This window comes from Salinicola sp. JS01 (assembly GCF_030284585.1).
Lineage (GTDB): Bacteria > Pseudomonadota > Gammaproteobacteria > Pseudomonadales > Halomonadaceae > Salinicola.
This window is the reverse complement of sequence record NZ_CP127244.1, coordinates 3286362-3304737: the sequence shown is the minus strand read 5'-3', so window position 1 is coordinate 3304737 and position 18376 is coordinate 3286362. Positions and strand designations below refer to the sequence as shown.

Sequence of the window (18376 nt, the reverse complement as noted above, 5' to 3'; positions counted from 1 at the left end):
GGTCATGCAGACACGCAGACTGTGGTTCCCTCGACGGCATCACCGCCACACCGGCATCGCGGCGCCCCGCGGCACTTGGCGGCTGGCCTGGCGCGTCGCCGGCCGCGATCTCTCGCTGCTGATCGACCAGCGGGCGGCGCTGGCCAATCTCTCCCTGCTGCTGGCGCTCGCTACGGTGGCGCTGCTCTCGCTGTGTCTGGGGAGCGTGGCGCTCGATCCCTCGACGACGCTGCTGGCGCTGTTCGGCCAGGGCGAGGCCATGCCCGTTTTCGTGGTACAGGCATTGCGCTTGCCGCGCCTGCTAGCCGGCCTGGCGACAGGAGGGGCCTTTGCGCTGGCCGGCTGCCTGATGCAGACGCTGGCACGCAATCGTCTGGCCACGCCCGGGATCATCGGCATCGACAACGGTGCCACCGCCTTTGCGGTCGCCTCTGTGGTCGGCATCGGCACCAGCCTTGCGCCGCCGCCAATGGCGCTGGTTGGCGCGGCCACCGCGACCGTGGTCACTTTCGCGCTGGCCGGGGATATCGGGACACGTGGCTATCGCTTCATCGTTGCCGGGATCGGCGTAGGGGCGATGTTCGGCGCGCTGACCCAACTGATGCTGGCACGCGTGGCGATCGATGCCGCCAACGCTGCCTATCCATGGACCGTGGGCAGCCTCAATACGCGCAATACCTCTGCGCTAGCGTGGCTCTGGGTCGGTCTTCTGGTCGCCGGTATCGGGGCAGCCTGGTTGTCGCGGGCGCTGACGGTGCTGCATTTTTCCGACGCCGTGGCCCGCGGGCTCGGCTATCGGGTCAAGGCGTGCCGCTATCTGGCGCTGGTGATCGCGGTAGGCTTGACCGGGCTGGCCGTTGCGGTGGCCGGACCTGTCGGACTGGTCGCGTTGATCGGCCCGGAGATCGCGCGCCAGCTGTCGTCACCGCGTGGCGTACCGTTGACCGCCGCGATGCTCGCCGGGGCCCTGGTGATGACGGCGGCGGACCTGGTCGGGCGTCTATTGCTGGCGCCGGTCGAGGTGCCGGTAGGCATCGTCACGGCGATCGTGGGTACGCCATGTCTGCTCTGGATGCTATTACGTCCCACCTCGAGGTTCGTGTCATGACGTCTGTTTCTTCCGCGGAATCTCCCCTCGCGGCCCATCAGCTAGCGGTGAGCTACGGTCGCGGGCGCACGCGTCGCCGGGTGATCGAAGGGCTCGATCTGCAACTACCGGCCGGACAGGTGACGGCTATCGTCGGGCCCAATGGCTGTGGCAAGTCGACACTGCTGGCGAGCCTGTCCCGGCTGCAGGTGCCGGATGCCGGTGCGGTGCTGCTCGACGGTCACGACATCCAGCGCCTGCCGGCCCGAGAGATGGCCCGCCGTCTGGCGCTGTTGCCACAGGAGACGCAGGCGCCGGAAGGGTTGACCGTCAGCGAGCTGATCCGCTTCGGCCGCCAGCCTCACCAGGGGATGTTCCAGCAGTGGTCGGCCGAGGACGAGCGGGTCGTCGAGGCGGCGCTCACCGCAGCTGACCTGAGCTGCCTGGCGCATCGGCGGTTGGATGCGATGTCTGGCGGGCAGCGCCAGCGCGCCTGGATCGCCATGGCGATCGCCCAACAGACGCCACTGTTGCTGCTCGACGAGCCGACATCCGCTCTCGATCTCGGCCATCAGCTCGAGGTCTTCGAACTCGTCCGCGCGCTGGCTGCCGCCGGCAAGACGCTGGCCATGGTGCTGCACGACCTCGCCAGCGCCTGTCGTTTCGCCGACCATCTGGTGGCCATGTACGCAGGGCGTATCGTCGCCGCGGGACCGCCCCGCGAAATCGTGACCGAGGCGCTGGTGCGCGAGCTTTACGGCATCGAGTGCACGCTGATCGACGATCCTGCCACCGGCAGCCCGCTACTCACCAACCTGCGACTCAGGCGCTGAACCGTCGCTCTGGCTGATCCGGTCGCGGCCGCCGCGCTTGGCTTGATAGAGATGACGATCGGCCCTGCGCATCAACTGTTTGAGCGACTCCGCGGCGTGCCGTTCGGCGACGCCGATACTGAGCGTGAGCGTCAGGTTCGGCCCCGAGGTCACCGCCAGCGGGGTGGTGGCCACGCGTTGGCGCAGGCGCTCGGCGACCCCTGCCGCTTCGCTGAGCACCGTCTCAGGCAGCACCACCGCAAACTCCTCGCCGCCTACCCGCCCGACCAGAGCGGGGTCACGCACCGCGCTGCGCAGCTGGTTGGCGACGGCACGCAGCGCCTCGTCGCCGACATCGTGGCCATGCAGATCGTTGACCCGCTTGAAGTAGTCGATATCGATCAACAGCACGCTCAGCGGCATATCGCGGTGACGGCGCAACTGCTTCACGGTCGCTCGCAGCAGCGCGCGGCGGTTGCTCAGTCCGGTCAGGTCGTCGGTATCGGCACGCTGGGTCAGGCGCTCCTGCTGGCGCCGCCGCTGGGTGATGTCGAAGCACCACACCAGCCACGCCGGCTGTTCGCCCACCCGCAGCTGGCGTGCGTTGAGCAGTGCCCAGTAGGGTGCTCTGGGGCAAAGTCTGGCTTCCATCTGATAGATCAGCTCGCCGCGCTCGAGCCGCGCGACGAAGCGCGCGTGTTCGGCAGGATCCACGAACAGCGCCGCCAGGTCGAAGCGGCCGACACGTTCGGCGCCGCTCTGGACGAGCAGATTGTCGCTGACATAGAACACTTGCTGCTGATCGGCGCTGATCAGAGTGACATCGCTGGGCGAGGAGTCGAGGATCGTCTGCAAGAGCGCCTCGCGGTCGCGCAGCGCCTGGGTCCGCTCCTGAATGCGGCGCTCCAGCGAGAGATTGAGCTGGTGCAGGTCGTTGGTCAGGCGGCGCGCCCGCCGCTGGTCCAGGATGATCTTCAGCGCCAGCAGCGCACAGCCGGCGGCCAGCAGCAGCAGGGCCAGCGAGAGCCAGTGGAAGGTGCGCTGCAACGCCTGGCGCTGGTGGTCAGTCTGGGTGGCGACGGCGAGATTGGCAGCGACGACCAGCGCGTGCAGGTCCTGGCCCTGGTCGGAGAGGGTCGCGGCGATCTCGGCGGCCAGCCGCCGCGCGGCGGCTGTCTCCTGCCAGCTCAACTCGCGGTCCCAGCGTTGGGTCGCCTGGTCGAGTCGGGTCAGAGTGGCCTGGATCTCAGGACGCTGCACGGCCTGTTCGTCGAAGATCCGCGTGTGCAATAGCGGCAGCAGCGCGGTACGCATCACCCCCAGGCGCAGCTTGAGCCGGATAGGCGGCTCGACGCCGCTCGCCACGGCGTCGGCGGTCGCGGCCAGAGCCGTGACCTGGCGGCTGAGGTTGTAGCTCTGCCACACCTCGTTGTAGCGCCCGGGCGAGGCGAACTCCTGGCCACGATCGGCCACCGTGCGCAGCCCTGCCAGTGCCACCCCCATCATGATGCCGGCCAGCAGCATCAGCGCCAGCGCGTGCCATGAGCGGCCAGCATCCGGGATCGCCGACTTCAGCGCAGCCTCAGTTCGTCGAGTTGCCATACGGTGCGATTGTAGTAGGTCCGGGTGTAAAGCTCGGCGTGGTCATCGTAGGGGTACATCACCATCAGCGGACCATAGGCATCCACCGGGAGATAGTGACCGTCACGCCGGTAGGCGACGATCGGATCGTAACGAGTGAGGTCGCTGGCAGGGATGATCGCATCGTAGTCGTTGAGGGCGTAGGCGTGCAGACTCTCCGGCAGCGGCAGGTGACGACTCGCCAGCAGCGTGCGCAGGGAGACGCCATACCAGTGGGAAGTGCCCAGGCCGCTGTCTGGAATCGGGCCCACTACCTCGCGCCCGGGTAGCGCTTCGAGATCGTCGAGCGTCAGCTCAGCGAGCGGCTTGCCATCGGTATCGCTCAGCCGCAGCAGCGGCATGTCGCGGGGATAAGGCGGCGTCTCGGGGGCGCTACCGGGCGTGTCGGCGAATGCCGGCAGGGCCATGCTGACCGCTAGCACCAGCAGCAGCCATTTCAGCACCTGAACTGGGCCGATGCGGCATGCGCGGGGCACACGCTGGTTATGGCTGGCGGAGAGTATGGTCATGGTCGGGTTGGCTCCTGGCCGTCGGGGGCGTCGCTCAGGCGTTGGGGTCGTCGACCAGCAGCCGCGAGAACCTGACGATCTCGGCGTTGCGGTTGGACCAGCCCAGGTGTGTCCAGAACTGGTGTGCGGCCGTGTTGTCGGCCAGGGTGTCCAGGTGCACTTTCTCGATACCGACCGCCAGCAGCGCCTGTAGACAGCACTCGGTCAGTTGGCGTCCCAGCCCCAGTCCGCGGTACTCGGGATCGACCATGACGTGCTGCAGGTAGCCGCGGCGACCATCGTGCCCCGCCATGGCGCAGCCGACGATACCCGATCTGCCGGGCCAGCGGGCGACGAAGCTCATGCCCGGGTTACGGGCCAGATAGCGTGCAGTGGCTTCGCGGCCATCGGCCTGGCGCAGCACCACGCCCGGCGTGCGCTGCATCATGGCGACGAAGTCGGGGTGGTCGTCCAGGGTCATGGCGGTGATCGTCACGCCGGCGTTGGCTGGGGGCATGTGGTTTCCTCGAACAGGGCAGCGGCAGATGACGCCGGCGCCCGTGAGTCGGTCAGTGGTGGCTATGCCAGAATGGCTGTCGTGCAATCCGGGCGCCGGGCAGGGCGTACGTTGGCTTATATCACGACGTGCGACGGGCGAGTCGCAGGCGCCGCAGGGGCAGGTTGATCACGGCGAGGCCGGCGACCACCAGCAGCCCGCCGACCACCTTGTGTAGGCCCAGCGGATCGTCCAGCAGCCAGACACCCAGCGCCACTGCGAAGACGGGCATCAGTAGTGTCAGTGGCACCACTCGGTTGACCGGATGCTTCTGCAGCAGGCGATACCAGAGTCCGTAGGCGGCGATCGAAGACATCACGGCGGTATAGACTACCGCACCCCAGCCGGCCCAGCCGGCGTGCTGGATGGCTTGCCACTGACCGGATTCGAACAGCGCACTGCCGAGGGCTACCAGCGGCGTGGCGAACAGCGCGATCCAGCCGGTCAGAGTCAGCGGCGGTATCGGCGGTGCCAGCTTGATGATCAGCGTCGACACCGCCCAGGCCAGCGCGCTCGCCAGCAGCAGCGCGGTGGAGAGCGGCGGCGGCAGCGACGGGCCGCCGGCCAGGACCACCACGCCACCGAACGCCAGCACCAGCCCGGCGATACGACGTGGGCCCAGTTTCTCCTTGAGGAACAGCGCCGCCAGCAGGGTGGCGAAGGGGGTGCCCATCTGTACCAGCAGCGCCCCGGTGCCGGCTTCGGCGTGTTCGAGACCGACGAACAGCAGCGGGAAGTGGAGCCCGCCGAAGGTGACCGAGAGCAGCAGAACCCAGCGCAGCTGATCGCGGGTGATACGCGTGAACGGCACCACCAGCGCGGCGACCAGCATGAAGCGCAGCACCATGACCAGTAGCGGCGGCATCTCCGCGACGCCGAGCTTGATCACGATGATGTTGAGTGCCCAGATGGCAATCACGCCCAGGCCGATCGACAGATCCTTGAGGGGCACGTGCGGAGTTCCTTTGATATGACTGGGCCCGTGGGCTCGTAGGTCCAGACTTTCAACGCCGCGGGCGTGGCCGTCAAGGGGCCATGCCAGGCCCGGGGGTGGGGGCCATGTCAGACCCGGGGGTGGGGGCTATGACGAGCCGGATGCCGGGGGCTATGGCAAGCCCGGCCGACGCGGTATCTTGAGCCCGGCACTCGCCGTCGTCGACCATCGAGGATACGAAGATGTTGAAGGGAATCGCGATCTGTCTCTGCCTGCTGGTGACGCAGCTGGCCATGCTCTCCTGGATCGACCATCGCCAGGGTGGCAGTGAGTCCGTCCAGCGCCAGGTCACCAGCGTCCAGGCGTCACCGCGTACCCGTGAGGATGACGATGCTGAACTCGGGTAAGGCCGCCGGGCGTCGGTTGCCGGCAGCGACGCTGCGCTGGGGTACGGCGCTGGCGCTGCTGGCATGGGCGGTAGTGGCGGGGGCCGCGGAGACGGGCCGGCTGGGCCTGAGCGGGGCGAGCGGAGACTACACGCTGCGGATCGAAGTGGCCGCCACCGCCGAGCAGCGCGCGCGCGGATTGATGGCGCGTGACGCTCTGCCCGAGGACGCCGGCATGCTGTTCCTCTACCCCGCCGAGCAGCCCGGCAGCAGTGCCTACTGGATGTACCGCACGCGGATTCCGCTGGATATCGCCTTTCTCGGCGCGGATGGCACCATCCGCGCGCTCAAGACGATGCCGCCGTGCCGTGCCGAGATGCCCAGCCGCTGCCCGGCCTACCCGGCGGGGGTGGCCTTTCGTGCCGCGCTGGAGACCAACGCCGGCTACTTCGCGCAGCGCGGCCTCGGCGTGGGTGACCGGGTCGATCTCGCCCCCTGGCTCACGGTGCCTTGAGCCCATGCCGGTCGCGCATACCCCATAGCGGTCGCGTCCGGTTCGCCGCCCCAGCCGTGGCCGGCAGCGAGAGATCCTCTTCTTTCGGCGTGTCTGGCGGTATGTCTTCGCTGCGCCACGCGCGTACCCCGAGGCAGAAGTGGCAAGGCGCGGGTTTTGCCAGCACGAAACTCTCTATAAGATGGCTCGCCGTCGGGATAAGCTATGTTACGTAGGGAGTCGGTTACGTAGGGAATCGGCTACGTAAAAGAGTGCCGTTCGAACCGGACTCCGCGCCGGAGGCCGCTACGGCCGCGGCACACGCTCCCGGCTACCCGGCATGACGCGCGCCAAGCGTCACGCCGCGGCATCGGGAGACATGGCGCGCCCGCCGCGCTCCATCCAGGGAGGGTGCGGCAGGCATGACGAACCGGGGTAGAATCAGCACAAGCCCGGGCCACGCCACCACTCGACGTTCGGGGTCGCCAGTTCGGCCTCACACAATAAACGGGAAACTCGAGGTATGCGCATGAAACGCCACGCTTTGACTGCAGCCTTATTCTCCTCCGCCCTGATGGGTGCGGCCACGCTGTCCGCCCCCGCCATGGCGCAGGACACGCAGTACATCACCATCGGTACCGGCGGCCAGACCGGCGTCTACTACGTGGTCGGCCAGTCCGTGTGTCGGATGGTCAACCGCAGCGCCGAAGAGAGCGGCATCCGCTGCAACGCGCCGTCCACCGGCGGCTCGGTGGCCAACATCAACGGCATCAAGTCGGGTGAGCTGAACATGGGCGTCGCCCAGTCCGACGTGCAGTACAACGCCTACAACGGTGACGGCCAGTTCGACACGCCGATGAAGGATCTGCGCTCGGTGTTCTCGCTACACGGTGAGCCGCTGACCATCCTGGCGCGCAAGGATGCCGACATCCACTCGATCCAGGATCTCAAGGGCAAGCGCGTCAACATCGGCAACCCGGGCTCCGGCCAGCGCGCCACCATGGAAGTGCTGATGAACGCCGAAGGCTGGGACACCAGCGTGTTCTCGCTGGCTTCCGAGCTGGGTGCCGCCGAGATGGCCTCGGCGCTGGCCGACAACAACATCGACGCCATGGCCTACGTCGTCGGCCACCCCAATGGCGCGATCCAGGAAGCGACCACCACCGTGGCTTCCAACCTGGTGCCGCTGGACGATGACGCGGTCAAAGGGCTGGTCGAAAAATACCCGTACTACAGCATGTCCACCATCCCCGGCGGGATGTACGAAGGCAACCCGGACGATGTCCAGACCTTCGGCGTGCGCGCGACCTTCGTGACCTCTGCCGAGGTGCCGGACGAAGTCGTCTACCAGACCGTCAAGGCGGTGTTCGACAACTTCGACCGCTTCAAGCGTCTGCATCCGGCATTCGCCAACCTCGAGCCGAAGGACATGATCAGCGAAGGGCTCTCTGCTCCGCTGCATGATGGCGCCAAGCGTTACTATCAAGAGCAGGGCTGGCTGTAAGGAAACACGGTACAAATGCCTGCGCGGGTGAATCGCTGCGTTGCGCGGTGCTCGGAATCCTCACATATACCCCATATGCTGCGGTTCCTGTGCTCCGGGCGCCTTGCGCTTCATCCCGCTCGCCGATTTGTTCAGCGTTTTCCTAAGCACGCGTGGGCTGACGTCTCGCCGAGGCGTCAGCCGCCGCGCCCTGGAAGGAGTCGGGCACCGACGCCCGGCTCCGTCCGCCAAGCGTTGCCGCAAGCAGACGTTTCGTCCCTGCCGTGAGCGGGCCACTTCCTCGGCGCCTGCGTGTTTCCCAGTCAGGATCTCACCATGACCGATACCAAGACTTCCGGCCCCGATCAGGCCAAGCTGGACGAGCTGGCCGCTACCGACACCGGTGGCCGCAAGCTGACCGGCTTTCCCAACCGATTGCTCCTGGGCGTTGCCGCCGCCTGGTCGCTGTTCCAGCTGTGGATCGCCTCACCGCTGCCGTTCGTGTTCGGCTTCGGCGTGTTCAGCGCCACCGAAGCGCGCTCGATCCATCTGGCGTTCGCCGTATTTCTCGCCTTCATGGCCTATCCGGCATTCAAGCGTTCGCCGCGCGAGCGCATGCCGCTGCCCGACTGGGCGATGGCCCTGGTGGGGGCGTTCTGTGCCTCCTACCTCTATTTCTTCTACGATCAGCTCGCACAGCGCCCTGGCGCGCCGATCCTGCAGGACGTGATCGTCGGCGTGATCGGTATCGTGCTGCTGCTCGAGGCGTGCCGCCGTTCACTGGGGCCGCCGCTGACGATCATCGCGCTGATCTTCCTGATCTATTCGCTGGCCGGGCCCTACATGCCGGGCATTCTGGCCCACCGCGGGGTGAGCTTCTCGGGGTTGGTCAACCATCAGTGGCTGACCACCCAGGGGGTCTTCGGCATCGCCCTGGGCGTCTCGACCAGTTTCGTGTTCCTGTTCGTGCTGTTCGGTGCGCTGCTCGACAAGGCCGGCGCCGGTAACTACTTCATCAAGGTCGCGTTCTCGCTGCTGGGCCACTATCGCGGCGGACCGGCCAAGGCCGCGGTGGTCTCTTCGGGGCTCACCGGGCTGATCTCCGGCTCCTCCATCGCCAATACCGTGACCACCGGCACCTTCACCATTCCGATGATGAAGCGGGTCGGTTTCAGTGCCACCAAGGCTGGTGCGGTGGAAGTGTCGTCGTCTGTCAACGGCCAGATCATGCCGCCGGTGATGGGCGCGGCGGCCTTCCTGATGGTCGAATACGTCGGCATTCCCTACATCGAGGTGATCAAGCACGCCTTCGTGCCGGCGGTCATCTCCTATATCGCGCTGCTCTATATCGTCCACCTGGAGGCGCTCAAGGCGGGCATGCAGGGGCTGCCGAGCGGTAATCCGCAGCGCCCCTGGCTGGCGAAGATATTTGGCTTCCTGACCGGGCTGGTCGGGGTGATGGGGCTGGCGGCGGCGGTCTACTACGGGATCGGTTGGCTCAAGCCGGCCCTGGGCGAGTCCGCCACCTGGGTGATCGGTGCCGGGGTCATCGCGGTCTACGTGCTGCTGCTCAAGCTCGGCTCGAATTATCCCGAGCTGGAGGTCGACGACCCCAATCAGGAGATCACCCAGCTGCCGCGCACCAAGCCCACCGTCATGGTGGGGCTGCACTACCTGCTGCCGGTGATCGTACTGGTGTGGTGTCTGATGGTGGAGCGTCTGTCGCCGGGCCTGTCGGCATTCTGGGCCACCGCCTTCATGATCTTCATCATTCTGACCCAGCGCCCGCTCGATGCGCTGTTCCGCGGGCGCAGCGATTTCGCCGGCGACCTCAAACGCGGTGCACACGACCTGTGGGAAGGCCTGATCGACGGTGCGCGCAACATGATCGGTATCGGCATCGCCACCGCCACCGCCGGTATCATCGTCGGTGCCGTGGCGCAGACCGGTGTCGGCCTGGTACTGGCGGACCTGGTCGAGACGCTGTCGATGGGCAACCTGCTGCTGATGCTGCTACTCACCGGGGTGCTCAGCCTGATCCTCGGCATGGGGCTGCCGACCACTGCCAACTACATCGTGGTGTCGGCACTGCTGGCGCCGGTGATCGTGCAGCTGGGCGAGCAGAACGGGTTGATCGTGCCGCTGATCGCGGTGCATCTGTTCGTGTTCTACTTCGGTATCATGGCCGACGTCACGCCGCCGGTGGGGCTGGCCTCGTTCGCGGCGGCGGCGATCTCCGGCGCCGACCCGATCCGCACCGGCTTCCAGGCGTTCTACTACAGCCTGCGCACCGCTGCGCTGCCGTTCCTGTTCATCTTCAACACCGATCTGCTGCTGATCAACGTCGACCTGTGGCACGGCATCGTGATCTTTGTCGTGGCCACCGCGGCGATGCTGATCTTCGCCGCCGCGACCCAGGGCTTCATGCTGGTCAAGAGCCGCTGGTACGAGAGCGCGCTGCTGCTGCTGGTCGCCTTCACCCTGTTCCGCCCCGGCTTCTGGATGGACATGGTCGATGCGCCCTACCGCGAGGTGCCGCCGGCCCAGTTCGAGCAGGCGCTGGGCGAGATCGGCCCGCGTGATCACCTGATGGTACGGGTCGATGGGCTGGATGCCTACGGCGCGCCGACCAGCTTCGTGGTCCAGGTGCCGGCGACCGAGGGTGCCAGCGGCAGCGAACGCCTCGATAGCCTGGGGCTGCACCTGATGCAGGAAGATGGCAAGGTACTGGTCGATACCACCGACTTCGGCAGTCAGGCGGATAAGCTCGGCTTCGACTTCGATCAGCAGATCGTCTCGGTGCGGATTCCGCGCGATCAGTTGCCCAAGGAGCTGATGTGGATACCTGGGCTGCTGCTGTTCGCCCTGGTCGTGCTGCTGCAGCGCCGTCGTCGCGCCGCCGGCAAGTCGCGCGAGGCGCTCGCCTGACGCCGCGCCAACCCCGGTATCTGTGTAGTATGCAGTTCGATGTGATGCAGACGGCCGCCTCGCCAGAGGCGGCCGTCATGTTTTGAAGGAGAGCAAAGATGGCGTTTCCCGACAGCCGCATCGATTACCGCCGCCACCCCGAAGCCTATCGCATTGGCCGCGGTGAGCGGGGCGTGTTCCACGTCCAGCCCTACAAGGACGAGCTGCTGCCGCTGTGGGCGATCCGCAACGAGGCCGATGCCCGCGCGGCGGTGACGGCGCTCTCGGCGCGTTTTCGTGACTACCGCGACGCCGACGATTTCGTCGGCATGGACATGGCGCGCAAGTACCTGCAGATGGGCTATACCCGCGCGCGTCGCTATGCCCGCTATCCCGGCGGGCGCAAGCGTGACCAGCGCGGCAGACCGATCGAGCCGCGGGATGCCGATGCCGAGAAGGCACGTATCGCCGAACACTACCAGCGCGCACTCGATGCGGTGCGCGACGACACCACCTACAAACGTGCCAAGCGCGCGCATCAGCAGCGTCGCCGCTGATGCGCCTCGACCCCTAGATGACCGAGGAGCCCAACCATGCCCACGCTCTCCGCGATCCACCGCTATCCGATCAAGTCCGCCGCCGGCGAGTCACTCGCCCAGGCTCGCGTCGAGGAGGAGGGGCTGGTGCTCGATCGCCGCTTCATGGCAATCAAGCCGGATGGCACCTTTCTCACCGCGCGTACGCATCCGCAGCTGCAGCGGGTACGCCCGCGTTTCGACGGCGAGCGTCTGACCCTGACCCACGACAGCTTGGCGCCGCTCGACGTCTCCCGCGAGGAGTTCAGCGGCGAGGCGGTGACGACTCAGGTGTGGGGTGATGAGTTCTCTGCGCTGGCCACCCATGCCTCCCTCGACGCCTGGTTCAGCGAGGTCGCCGGTGAGCCGGCGCGGCTGCTGTGGCTGGGCGAGCGCTCGCCGCGCTACCGTGAAGCCATCGGGGTGCGCGTGAGCTTCGCCGACGGCTATCCGCTGCTGTTGATCTCGCAAGCCTCTCTCGATGATCTCAACCGGCGCACCGACGGCACCCATGTCATGGCTCAGTTCCGTCCCAACCTGGTGGTGACGGGCACCGAGCCCTATGCCGAGGATGGCTGGCGGCGGGTGCGTATCGGTGAGGTGACGTTTCGCGTCGATGCGCCCTGTTCGCGCTGCGCCATGGTCACGGTGGACCCGGCACGCGGCGAGAAACGCGCCGACCGCGAGCCGCTCAAGGCGCTGGCCGGCTACCGCCGCGGGGAGCGTGGAAAGGTCTATTTCGGGCAGAATCTGGTGGCCGAAAATGCCGGCAGTGTGAGCGTCAACGATGCGCTGGTGGTGCTCGAATAGCCTGGCTCTCTCGCCAGGACAAGAGATCTGAACCAGGCAGAGGCACCCTCCAGCTCCACGCTTTTACTCGTGAAAATTGGCACTTTCATGAATGTCAGATGAATCGGTGAGTCGTTTTGACATTCATGTTGTCTACGCTCGGAGGGTGGGGCAATAGGGCTTGTCGAGCGTTCATCCTGGCGACAGGTAATCGCGGCTTCTGTTACATTAGTTTTTATTAAATTTTAAACGTTCCTCGCTGGCTGATAACCGCATGAGCGCCCGGTTCATGCGGTATTCATCTTCATCACCATTTCGACTCGAATAGTTTCGAATCGCCCGCGCTAGTGGGCATTTCGGGTCTGGTATGGTGCCTCATTCCTGTCTGCGAGCCGGTCGTCATCAATGGCGCCAGGCGCACAATCCTTCACCTCGGCTTACAAAATTTTCAGCGTGCAAAGCGGTTAATGGTTGCCGCCGACCTGGCTCTCCCGTTACGACTTTAGGCGAAGCCGGCGCCGTCATGTTACCCGGGGCGCGGACGGCTCCTGTCATCGCCATTCACCCGTCGCCATGCGAGCGCAGTGTGAGCACGACTGGGTGTGATCACGACTGGCGACCCCAATGCTGCCGAGGAGTTTCCATGCAATTCACCGATCGTCTGCTACTCGAAAACCGCGCCTGGGCTGCCGGCATGCGCGCCGCCGATCCGGAACTATTTTCCCGCTTACACCAGGGCCAGGCGCCTGGCGCGCTATGGATCGGTTGCTGCGACAGCCGCGTGCCCGCCGAGCAGATCTGCAACGCCAATCCCGGTGAGCTGTTCATCCATCGCAATATCGCCAACCTGGTCGATGACGACGACGCCAATGTGATGAGCGTGCTCGAGTATGCGCTCAAGGCCCTCGAGGTCGAGCACATCATCGTCTGTGGCCATCGTGGCTGCGGCGGCATCCAGGCCGCGATCAGCGGTGACGAGGCGCTGGCGGGGCTGCCCCGGGTCGACTCCCATGTCGCCCAGCTCAGACAGCTGGTGGCGGCCCACGCCAGCGAGCTGAGCCACTTCACGCAGCTGAGTGACAAGGTCGATCACGTGGTCGAGCTCAACGTCATCGCCCAGGTCGAACGCCTGGCCGAGCTGTCACTGGTACGCGAGAGCTGGGCGGCACGGCGCGCACCGACCCTGCACGGCTGGGTCTACGACCTCGCCAGCGGCCAGCTCGACGACGTGGTGAGCCGCGCCCCGGCGGACGCTGACGCCATCCCCGAGGCCAACGGTTGGCGTCGCGCGGCGGGCTGAGGCTGGCACCCCGCGACATCGACGGATCTTTCAGGTCAAGGACAAGACAATGACGACTCAGACTTCTAACGACGCTCACGTGGAGCGTGCCGAAACACTTTCCCTGCGCCACCTGGCCCGCGATCTGCCCGCCGGCATCGTGGTCTTCCTGGTGGCGATTCCGCTCTGTTTGGGGATTGCGCTGGCCTCCGGCGCGCCGCCCCTGGCCGGGCTGGTGGCGGGCATGGTCGGCGGGCTGGTGGTGACGCTGTTCAGCGGCTCGGCGCTGTCGGTCAGCGGGCCCGCCGCCGGGCTCACGGTGATCGTGCTCGACGCGATCGAGACATTGGGCAGCTTCTCCGCCTTTCTCACCGCGGTGATCCTGGCCGGCGTGCTGCAGCTGGCGATGGGGATCTTCCGGCTCGGGCGGATCGGCGCCTTCGTGCCGACCGCGGTGATCAAGGGCATGCTCGCGGGGATCGGCCTGATCCTGGTGCTCGGACAGTTCCCCATGGCGCTGGGCCACCCGCTGGACGACATGCCGGCGATCACCGACCCGGTGGCGCTGTTCAGCGGTGTTGCACCGCTGGCGGTGGGGATCGCGCTGTTCAGTCTCGCCGTGCTGGTGCTGTGGGAGCAGCCGCTGATCAAGCGCCGGCGGCTACTGAGCCTGGTGCCCGGGCCGCTGCTGGCGGTGCTCGGCAGTATCCTGATCGAGCGTCTGGTGGGCACGGCGATGCCGGCGCTGGCACTGGATGCAGCTCACCATGTGCAGCTCGGCGGGCTCAGCGGTCCGGCTGACCTGCTCGCCGAGATGACCAGCCCGGCCCTGGGCGCACTCGCTAACCCGGCGGTGTATACCGTGGCCATCACCATTGCCATCATCGCCAGCCTGGAGACCCTGCTCAGCCTGGAAGCGGTCGACAAGCTCGACCCGCTCAAGCGTCATTCGCCGCCGCACCGCGAGCTCAAGGCTCAGGGCATCGGTAACATGGTCTGCGGGCTGCTCGGCGCACTGCCGGTCACCGCGGTGATCGTGCGCAGCTCGGCCAACGCCAATGCCGGCGGCCGCACGCGCCTGGCGAGCATCATTCACGGCGGGCTGCTGCTGGTGAGCGTGGCGTTCCTGGCCATGTGGCTGGAGCTGATCCCGCTGGCGACGCTGGCGGCGATCCTGCTGCATACCGGCTACAAGCTGGCCAAGCCGTCGCTGTTCGTCGCCCACTATCGCGAGGGCATGCGCCGCTTCGTGCCGTTCACCGTCACCGTGGTGACGATCCTCGCCACCGACCTGCTGATGGGGGTGCTGGTGGGGCTGGTGTGCAGCCTCTACTTCCTGCTGCAGTCCGGCTATCGCTCGGCGATCGCCCACACCCGTCGCGGCGATCACGTGCTGCTCAAGTTCCAGCAGGATGTGTCGTTTCTCAACCGCGAAGAGATGCGCCAGTATCTGGATGCGGTGCCCGATGGTGGCGAGCTGATCGTCGATGCCACCGGGGCCAACTATGTCGACCCGGATATCCGTGAGGACATCGCCCGCTTCATCGACAGCGCGCCGAACCGGGGCATCGTGGTCGAGCTGCGCGACGTCGAGGGCACCAGCGGCACCTATGGCGATGTCGACGGCAACGCCGCGCTGTTGCGTCCGGCCTGAGCCACGGCAGCCGCCACTCGACGTATCGTCACCTCCACCGCCGCCGGCCCGTCAGCCGGCGGCGGTCGCGTGAGTGAGGTATGCCGCCACTGAGCACCGCGCTTCAGTCGGGGATACGATCGAAATGGGTATCGACGTCATCGGCGCCCAGCTGCCTGACCTCGCTCGGCGCGCCCTCGGCGTCGAGCCGCACGTAGCCGATACCGGCGCGGTTCCACAGCCGCTCGCCGTGGCTGGCGTGGGCCGGGCGATAGGGTTCGACCAGCATGCGCCGGCGCTTGGTCAGCCAGTTGAGCGGCGACCAGGGGGCGTAGAGCCAGCGGTTGAGGCGGTCGAACCAGTCGAGCAGGGTGGTGGGGAAGGTGTTCTTGAGGCCGCTGCTGGTCACCTGCCACATCCGCGGGCTGTGGCGTCGCTGGCGCAGGGTGATGGCGTAGACGAAGGAGTAGTGGACGTCGCCGGAGAGGATCACGTAGCGCTGCGGCGTGCGGCTGTGGCGCAGGATGTTGAGCATGGTATGGGCAGAGCCCGGGTGTGCCATCCAGTTCTCGGCATCCACCATCAGTGGCTTGCCCAGGGCGGTGAACAGCCGCTGTACCCCTTCGATCAGCTTGACGCCGAAGATCGGCGCCGGCGAGACGATGATCACTTCTGACTGTTCGAGTAGGTCCTGCTGGAACTCGCTCAGCGCCTCCCAGTCCATCAGCCCCGAGGGGCGGTGGCGCTTGCGCTCGCTGCGCCAGCGTCGGGTGCGGGTATCCAGCACCACCAGACGCGGCTGGGTATCCAGGGTATAGCCCCAGCCGGTGAAGCGCAGAAGCTGGGTGATCAGGTCGCCGTGGCGGGCGCAGTCGAGGCGGCCATCGGCATCACGCCGGGCGAGCCACTCGCGGGTCGCCGCCAGCGGTGCGGCCAGGCCGTCGGGGTCGTTGCCCCAACCCTGGCACAGCAGATAGGCGAGCAGCGCGTTGCCGACGATGCGCCGCGAGAATGGGTGGCCGTAGACGGCGGCCTCCCAGGCGGCGGTCAGGTTCCAGTCGTCGGTGATGTCGTGATCGTCGAAGATCATCAGCGTCGGCAGATGCGCCAGCAGGCGCGCGACCTGCGGCAGCGCGGCGACGAAGCCATCGATGTGGCGCTGTTCGCGGCGGTAGCGCTCGCCCTCGGCGGCGTCGAGGGTGGGCATCTTGAGCGTGATCAGTTGCCAGGGTGTGGGCGACCACACCAGCAGATACATCGCCATCACTTCGGCGAAGGTGATCAGGTGGTTCTCGGCGCTGGCGCTGGTGAAGATCGGCTTGCGCTTGCCGCCGAAGAACTTGTCGCGCAGCGCGGCGTTCGACGCTACCGCGGGGAGCAGCGCGTCGCGATGGTAGTAGGTGTCGTCACGCGCGTAGAGCGCTTCCCCGGTGGCGATCTCGGTGCCTTCGAGGCACTCGTCGTAGAGCCCCAGGCGCGCGATCAGCGCATGAATGGCGGCGAGCATGGGGCCGGCGACATCGTCGGCGTAGATCTGGTCACCGCTCAAGATCAGCGCGGCCGGGCGGGCAGCGGCGTCCTGGTGGCGCTCGCCCAGCCAGCGGTCGCCGCGGGCCAGACCATCCGCGCCGGGGTGGTGGGGCTTGCGACACGAGCCGTGGAGCAGGGCGTCGTGGCGCGCGCGCAGCACCAGAGTGGGCAGCGGCTCGCCGGGGTAGGCGAGCGCCTGGCCCCAGTCGCGCAGCGAGCACCAGGCGCCCTGGCGATCCCGGTAGGCCAGGTCGTAGGCGATGCGCGTCTCCTGCGGTAGCGGCGTTGTCATTGCCAGATCGATCAGATGGCAGTGGGCGTGGTCGCCGATGGCCAGGCAGGTGGTGGCAGCGTCCAGTTCGTGGGTGCGCGACTCGCCGTCGGCGCTCAGCGTCAGCCGCAGTGCGAGCGGGCGCGTGGCCACCAGCCACAGCACCAGGCGCTGCGGGTCGCAGCGGCGCAGCAGCGGGCCGGCCAGGATATCGGGCAGGGTCTCTTGCATGAACGCTTCCAGCTCGGGGGAGGAGGGCGTGCGCGTCGACGACGCGGCCTCAGCATAGCCCGGGCGGGCGGCTGTGGTCACCGCCGGCGCTTGAGCGTGCGCTCGATCACATCGAGGCCGGGGCGGTAGTCGCCGCGCACCGCCTGCAGCGCGCGCGCCAGCGCCTGGGCGGCGACGCGGTCGTGGTCCTGGGGCAGCGAGTTGACCCGGCACGGCAGGAAGTCGAGCAGGCGGTCGTCACCGAAGGTCGCCAGGCGCAGGCCGGTGGGTAGCGCGCCGCGTTCGAGCAGGGCGTCGAGCAGGCCGTCCAGCAGGGTGTAGGAGGCGGTGACGATGGCATCGGGCAGACGCGATTCGCCGAGTAGCTGGCGCATGGCCGCGGCGCCGCTGGCGCGATCGTAGCGCGCGGCGCTGATGCAGCGGTACTCGCCGGCGAAGCTGCGGCAGGCGGCGAGAAAGCCCTGGCGGCGTTCGGTGCTGATCGACAGCTGGGGCACGGCGTCGAACCATACGATCTCGTTCACGTCCGGGTCGAGCACCGAGCGGGTCAAGGCTTCGCCGGCGCTGCGGCCGTTGGTCACCACGCTGATGAAGTGCTGCGGGTCGAGCGGGCGGTCGACGGCGATCACTGGCAGCCCGGCGGCGAGTAGCTCGGCGTAGAAGTCGTCGTCCGGGGCCAGGCTGCTGGCGACGATCAGCGCATCGCAGCGCTGGGCGCGTAGCGAGCGCGCCAGGGTGCGCTCGCGTTCGGGGTCGTCGTCGGAGCCGACGATCAAGAGCTGATAGCCCTGGCTGCGGGCGCCATGCTCCAGGCGCTTGGCCAGGCGCGCATAGCTGCCGTTCTCCAGGTCGGGGACGATCAGCCCCAGGGTGCGGCTGTCGCCGCCGCGCAGCGCCGCGGCCTGGGCGTCGATGCGGTAGTCGTGGTCGCGGGCCACCGTCAGCACCCGTTCCACCGTGGCCTCGCTGATGCGCCGTGCGCGCGCCTGTCCGTTGAGGACATAGCTGGCGGTGGTGCGGGACACACCCGCCAGGCGGGCGATATCGGCGAGTTTCATCGAGCGGTCTCCGGAGCGTGCGAACGCCTGGCACCATAACCCGTCGCGCCAGGGCGGCCCAGCCCCAGGCGTGTGGTCGATGCCGCGGGCGGCGGCGTCCTGCGAAGGTCTAGCTTGTCAAATGCCCGCGTAACGACGAGCATAACGCCATTAGGTGACACGATTCAGCTTATTCTGAACGACGTTGCGGCCGGCTGTTGGATCGCGACGTCGACTCAGCGCC

At 67.2% G+C, this 18376-nt stretch carries 16 protein-coding genes; 10 read left to right on the top strand and 6 right to left on the bottom strand.

Translation table 11 applies throughout. The annotated features are described in order from the left end of the window. Nucleotides 1-4 precede the first annotated feature (4 nt). Both QO259_RS15045 and QO259_RS15040 read left to right on the top strand, forming a co-directional pair. Nucleotides 5-1108 carry a FecCD family ABC transporter permease gene (locus QO259_RS15045; protein WP_207033352.1) on the top strand — a complete coding sequence of 368 codons (1104 nt, stop codon included), beginning with the start codon at nucleotides 5-7 and terminating at the stop codon, nucleotides 1106-1108. Further along, the gene (locus tag QO259_RS15040; protein ID WP_285950560.1) at nucleotides 1105-1920 is read left to right on the top strand and encodes an ABC transporter ATP-binding protein; all 816 of its coding nucleotides are present in this window, start codon (nucleotides 1105-1107) and stop codon (nucleotides 1918-1920) included. The genes QO259_RS15045 and QO259_RS15040 overlap by 4 nt, the downstream gene beginning before the upstream one ends. Here QO259_RS15040 and QO259_RS15035 read toward each other — a convergent pair. The 4 genes from QO259_RS15035 to QO259_RS15020 all read right to left on the bottom strand — a co-directional run bounded on the left by QO259_RS15035 (nucleotide 1891) and on the right by QO259_RS15020 (nucleotide 5536). Then, complete coding sequence (locus tag QO259_RS15035; RefSeq protein ID WP_285950559.1) at nucleotides 1891-3501, bottom strand: GGDEF domain-containing protein; 1611 nt, start codon at nucleotides 3499-3501, stop codon at nucleotides 1891-1893. The genes QO259_RS15040 and QO259_RS15035 overlap by 30 nt on opposite strands. Next, the gene (locus QO259_RS15030) at nucleotides 3471-4049 is read right to left on the bottom strand and encodes a putative pterin-binding protein (RefSeq protein ID WP_285950558.1); all 579 of its coding nucleotides are present in this window, start codon (nucleotides 4047-4049) and stop codon (nucleotides 3471-3473) included. Before QO259_RS15030 ends, QO259_RS15035 begins: the two co-directional genes overlap by 31 nt. Before the next feature lie 34 nt (nucleotides 4050-4083). After that, nucleotides 4084-4545 (bottom strand): GNAT family N-acetyltransferase, encoded by a 462-nt coding sequence (locus tag QO259_RS15025; RefSeq protein WP_285950557.1) that lies wholly within the window; start codon nucleotides 4543-4545, stop codon nucleotides 4084-4086. A gap of 121 nt (nucleotides 4546-4666) precedes the next feature. Further along, nucleotides 4667-5536, bottom strand: a complete 870-nt coding sequence (locus QO259_RS15020; protein WP_285950556.1) for a DMT family transporter — start codon at nucleotides 5534-5536, stop codon at nucleotides 4667-4669. Between the two features lie 224 nt (nucleotides 5537-5760). Between QO259_RS15020 and QO259_RS15015 the strand changes: the two genes are divergently transcribed. From QO259_RS15015 to QO259_RS14980, 8 genes are all read left to right on the top strand, one after another. After that, nucleotides 5761-5925, top strand: a complete 165-nt coding sequence (locus QO259_RS15015) for a hypothetical protein (RefSeq protein ID WP_285950555.1) — start codon at nucleotides 5761-5763, stop codon at nucleotides 5923-5925. Continuing rightward, a complete protein-coding gene (locus QO259_RS15010) occupies nucleotides 5909-6418 on the top strand; it encodes a DUF192 domain-containing protein (RefSeq protein WP_285950554.1) in 510 nt (169 codons plus the stop codon). Before QO259_RS15015 ends, QO259_RS15010 begins: the two co-directional genes overlap by 17 nt. Nucleotides 6419-6926: 508 nt before the next feature. Beyond that, nucleotides 6927-7901, top strand: coding sequence for a TAXI family TRAP transporter solute-binding subunit (locus QO259_RS15005; protein ID WP_207033339.1), 975 nt, complete (start codon nucleotides 6927-6929; stop codon nucleotides 7899-7901). Nucleotides 7902-8216: 315 nt separating this feature from the next. Beyond that, nucleotides 8217-10808, top strand: a complete 2592-nt coding sequence (locus tag QO259_RS15000; RefSeq protein WP_285950553.1) for a TRAP transporter permease — start codon at nucleotides 8217-8219, stop codon at nucleotides 10806-10808. Between the two features lie 98 nt (nucleotides 10809-10906). Next, entirely contained in the window at nucleotides 10907-11344 is a 438-nt protein-coding gene (locus tag QO259_RS14995; RefSeq protein ID WP_285950552.1) for a DUF4385 family protein, read from the top strand. Nucleotides 11345-11380: 36 nt separating this feature from the next. Next, on the top strand, nucleotides 11381-12172 hold the full coding sequence (locus QO259_RS14990) for an MOSC domain-containing protein (protein WP_285950551.1): 792 nt from the start codon (nucleotides 11381-11383) through the stop codon (nucleotides 12170-12172). A 622-nt stretch (nucleotides 12173-12794) separates the two neighbouring features. After that, nucleotides 12795-13451, top strand: coding sequence for a carbonic anhydrase (locus tag QO259_RS14985; protein ID WP_207033331.1), 657 nt, complete (start codon nucleotides 12795-12797; stop codon nucleotides 13449-13451). A 49-nt stretch (nucleotides 13452-13500) separates the two neighbouring features. Continuing rightward, on the top strand, nucleotides 13501-15084 hold the full coding sequence (locus QO259_RS14980) for a SulP family inorganic anion transporter (protein WP_285950550.1): 1584 nt from the start codon (nucleotides 13501-13503) through the stop codon (nucleotides 15082-15084). A 103-nt stretch (nucleotides 15085-15187) separates the two neighbouring features. Here the strand turns inward: QO259_RS14980 and QO259_RS14975 are convergent, their stop codons facing one another. Both QO259_RS14975 and cra read right to left on the bottom strand, forming a co-directional pair. Next, nucleotides 15188-17095, bottom strand: a complete 1908-nt coding sequence (locus QO259_RS14975; RefSeq protein ID WP_285950549.1) for an alkaline phosphatase D family protein — start codon at nucleotides 17093-17095, stop codon at nucleotides 15188-15190. Between the two features lie 77 nt (nucleotides 17096-17172). Further along, nucleotides 17173-18153 carry a catabolite repressor/activator gene (gene cra / locus QO259_RS14970; protein WP_207033326.1) on the bottom strand — a complete coding sequence of 327 codons (981 nt, stop codon included), beginning with the start codon at nucleotides 18151-18153 and terminating at the stop codon, nucleotides 17173-17175. Nucleotides 18154-18376 lie beyond the last annotated feature (223 nt).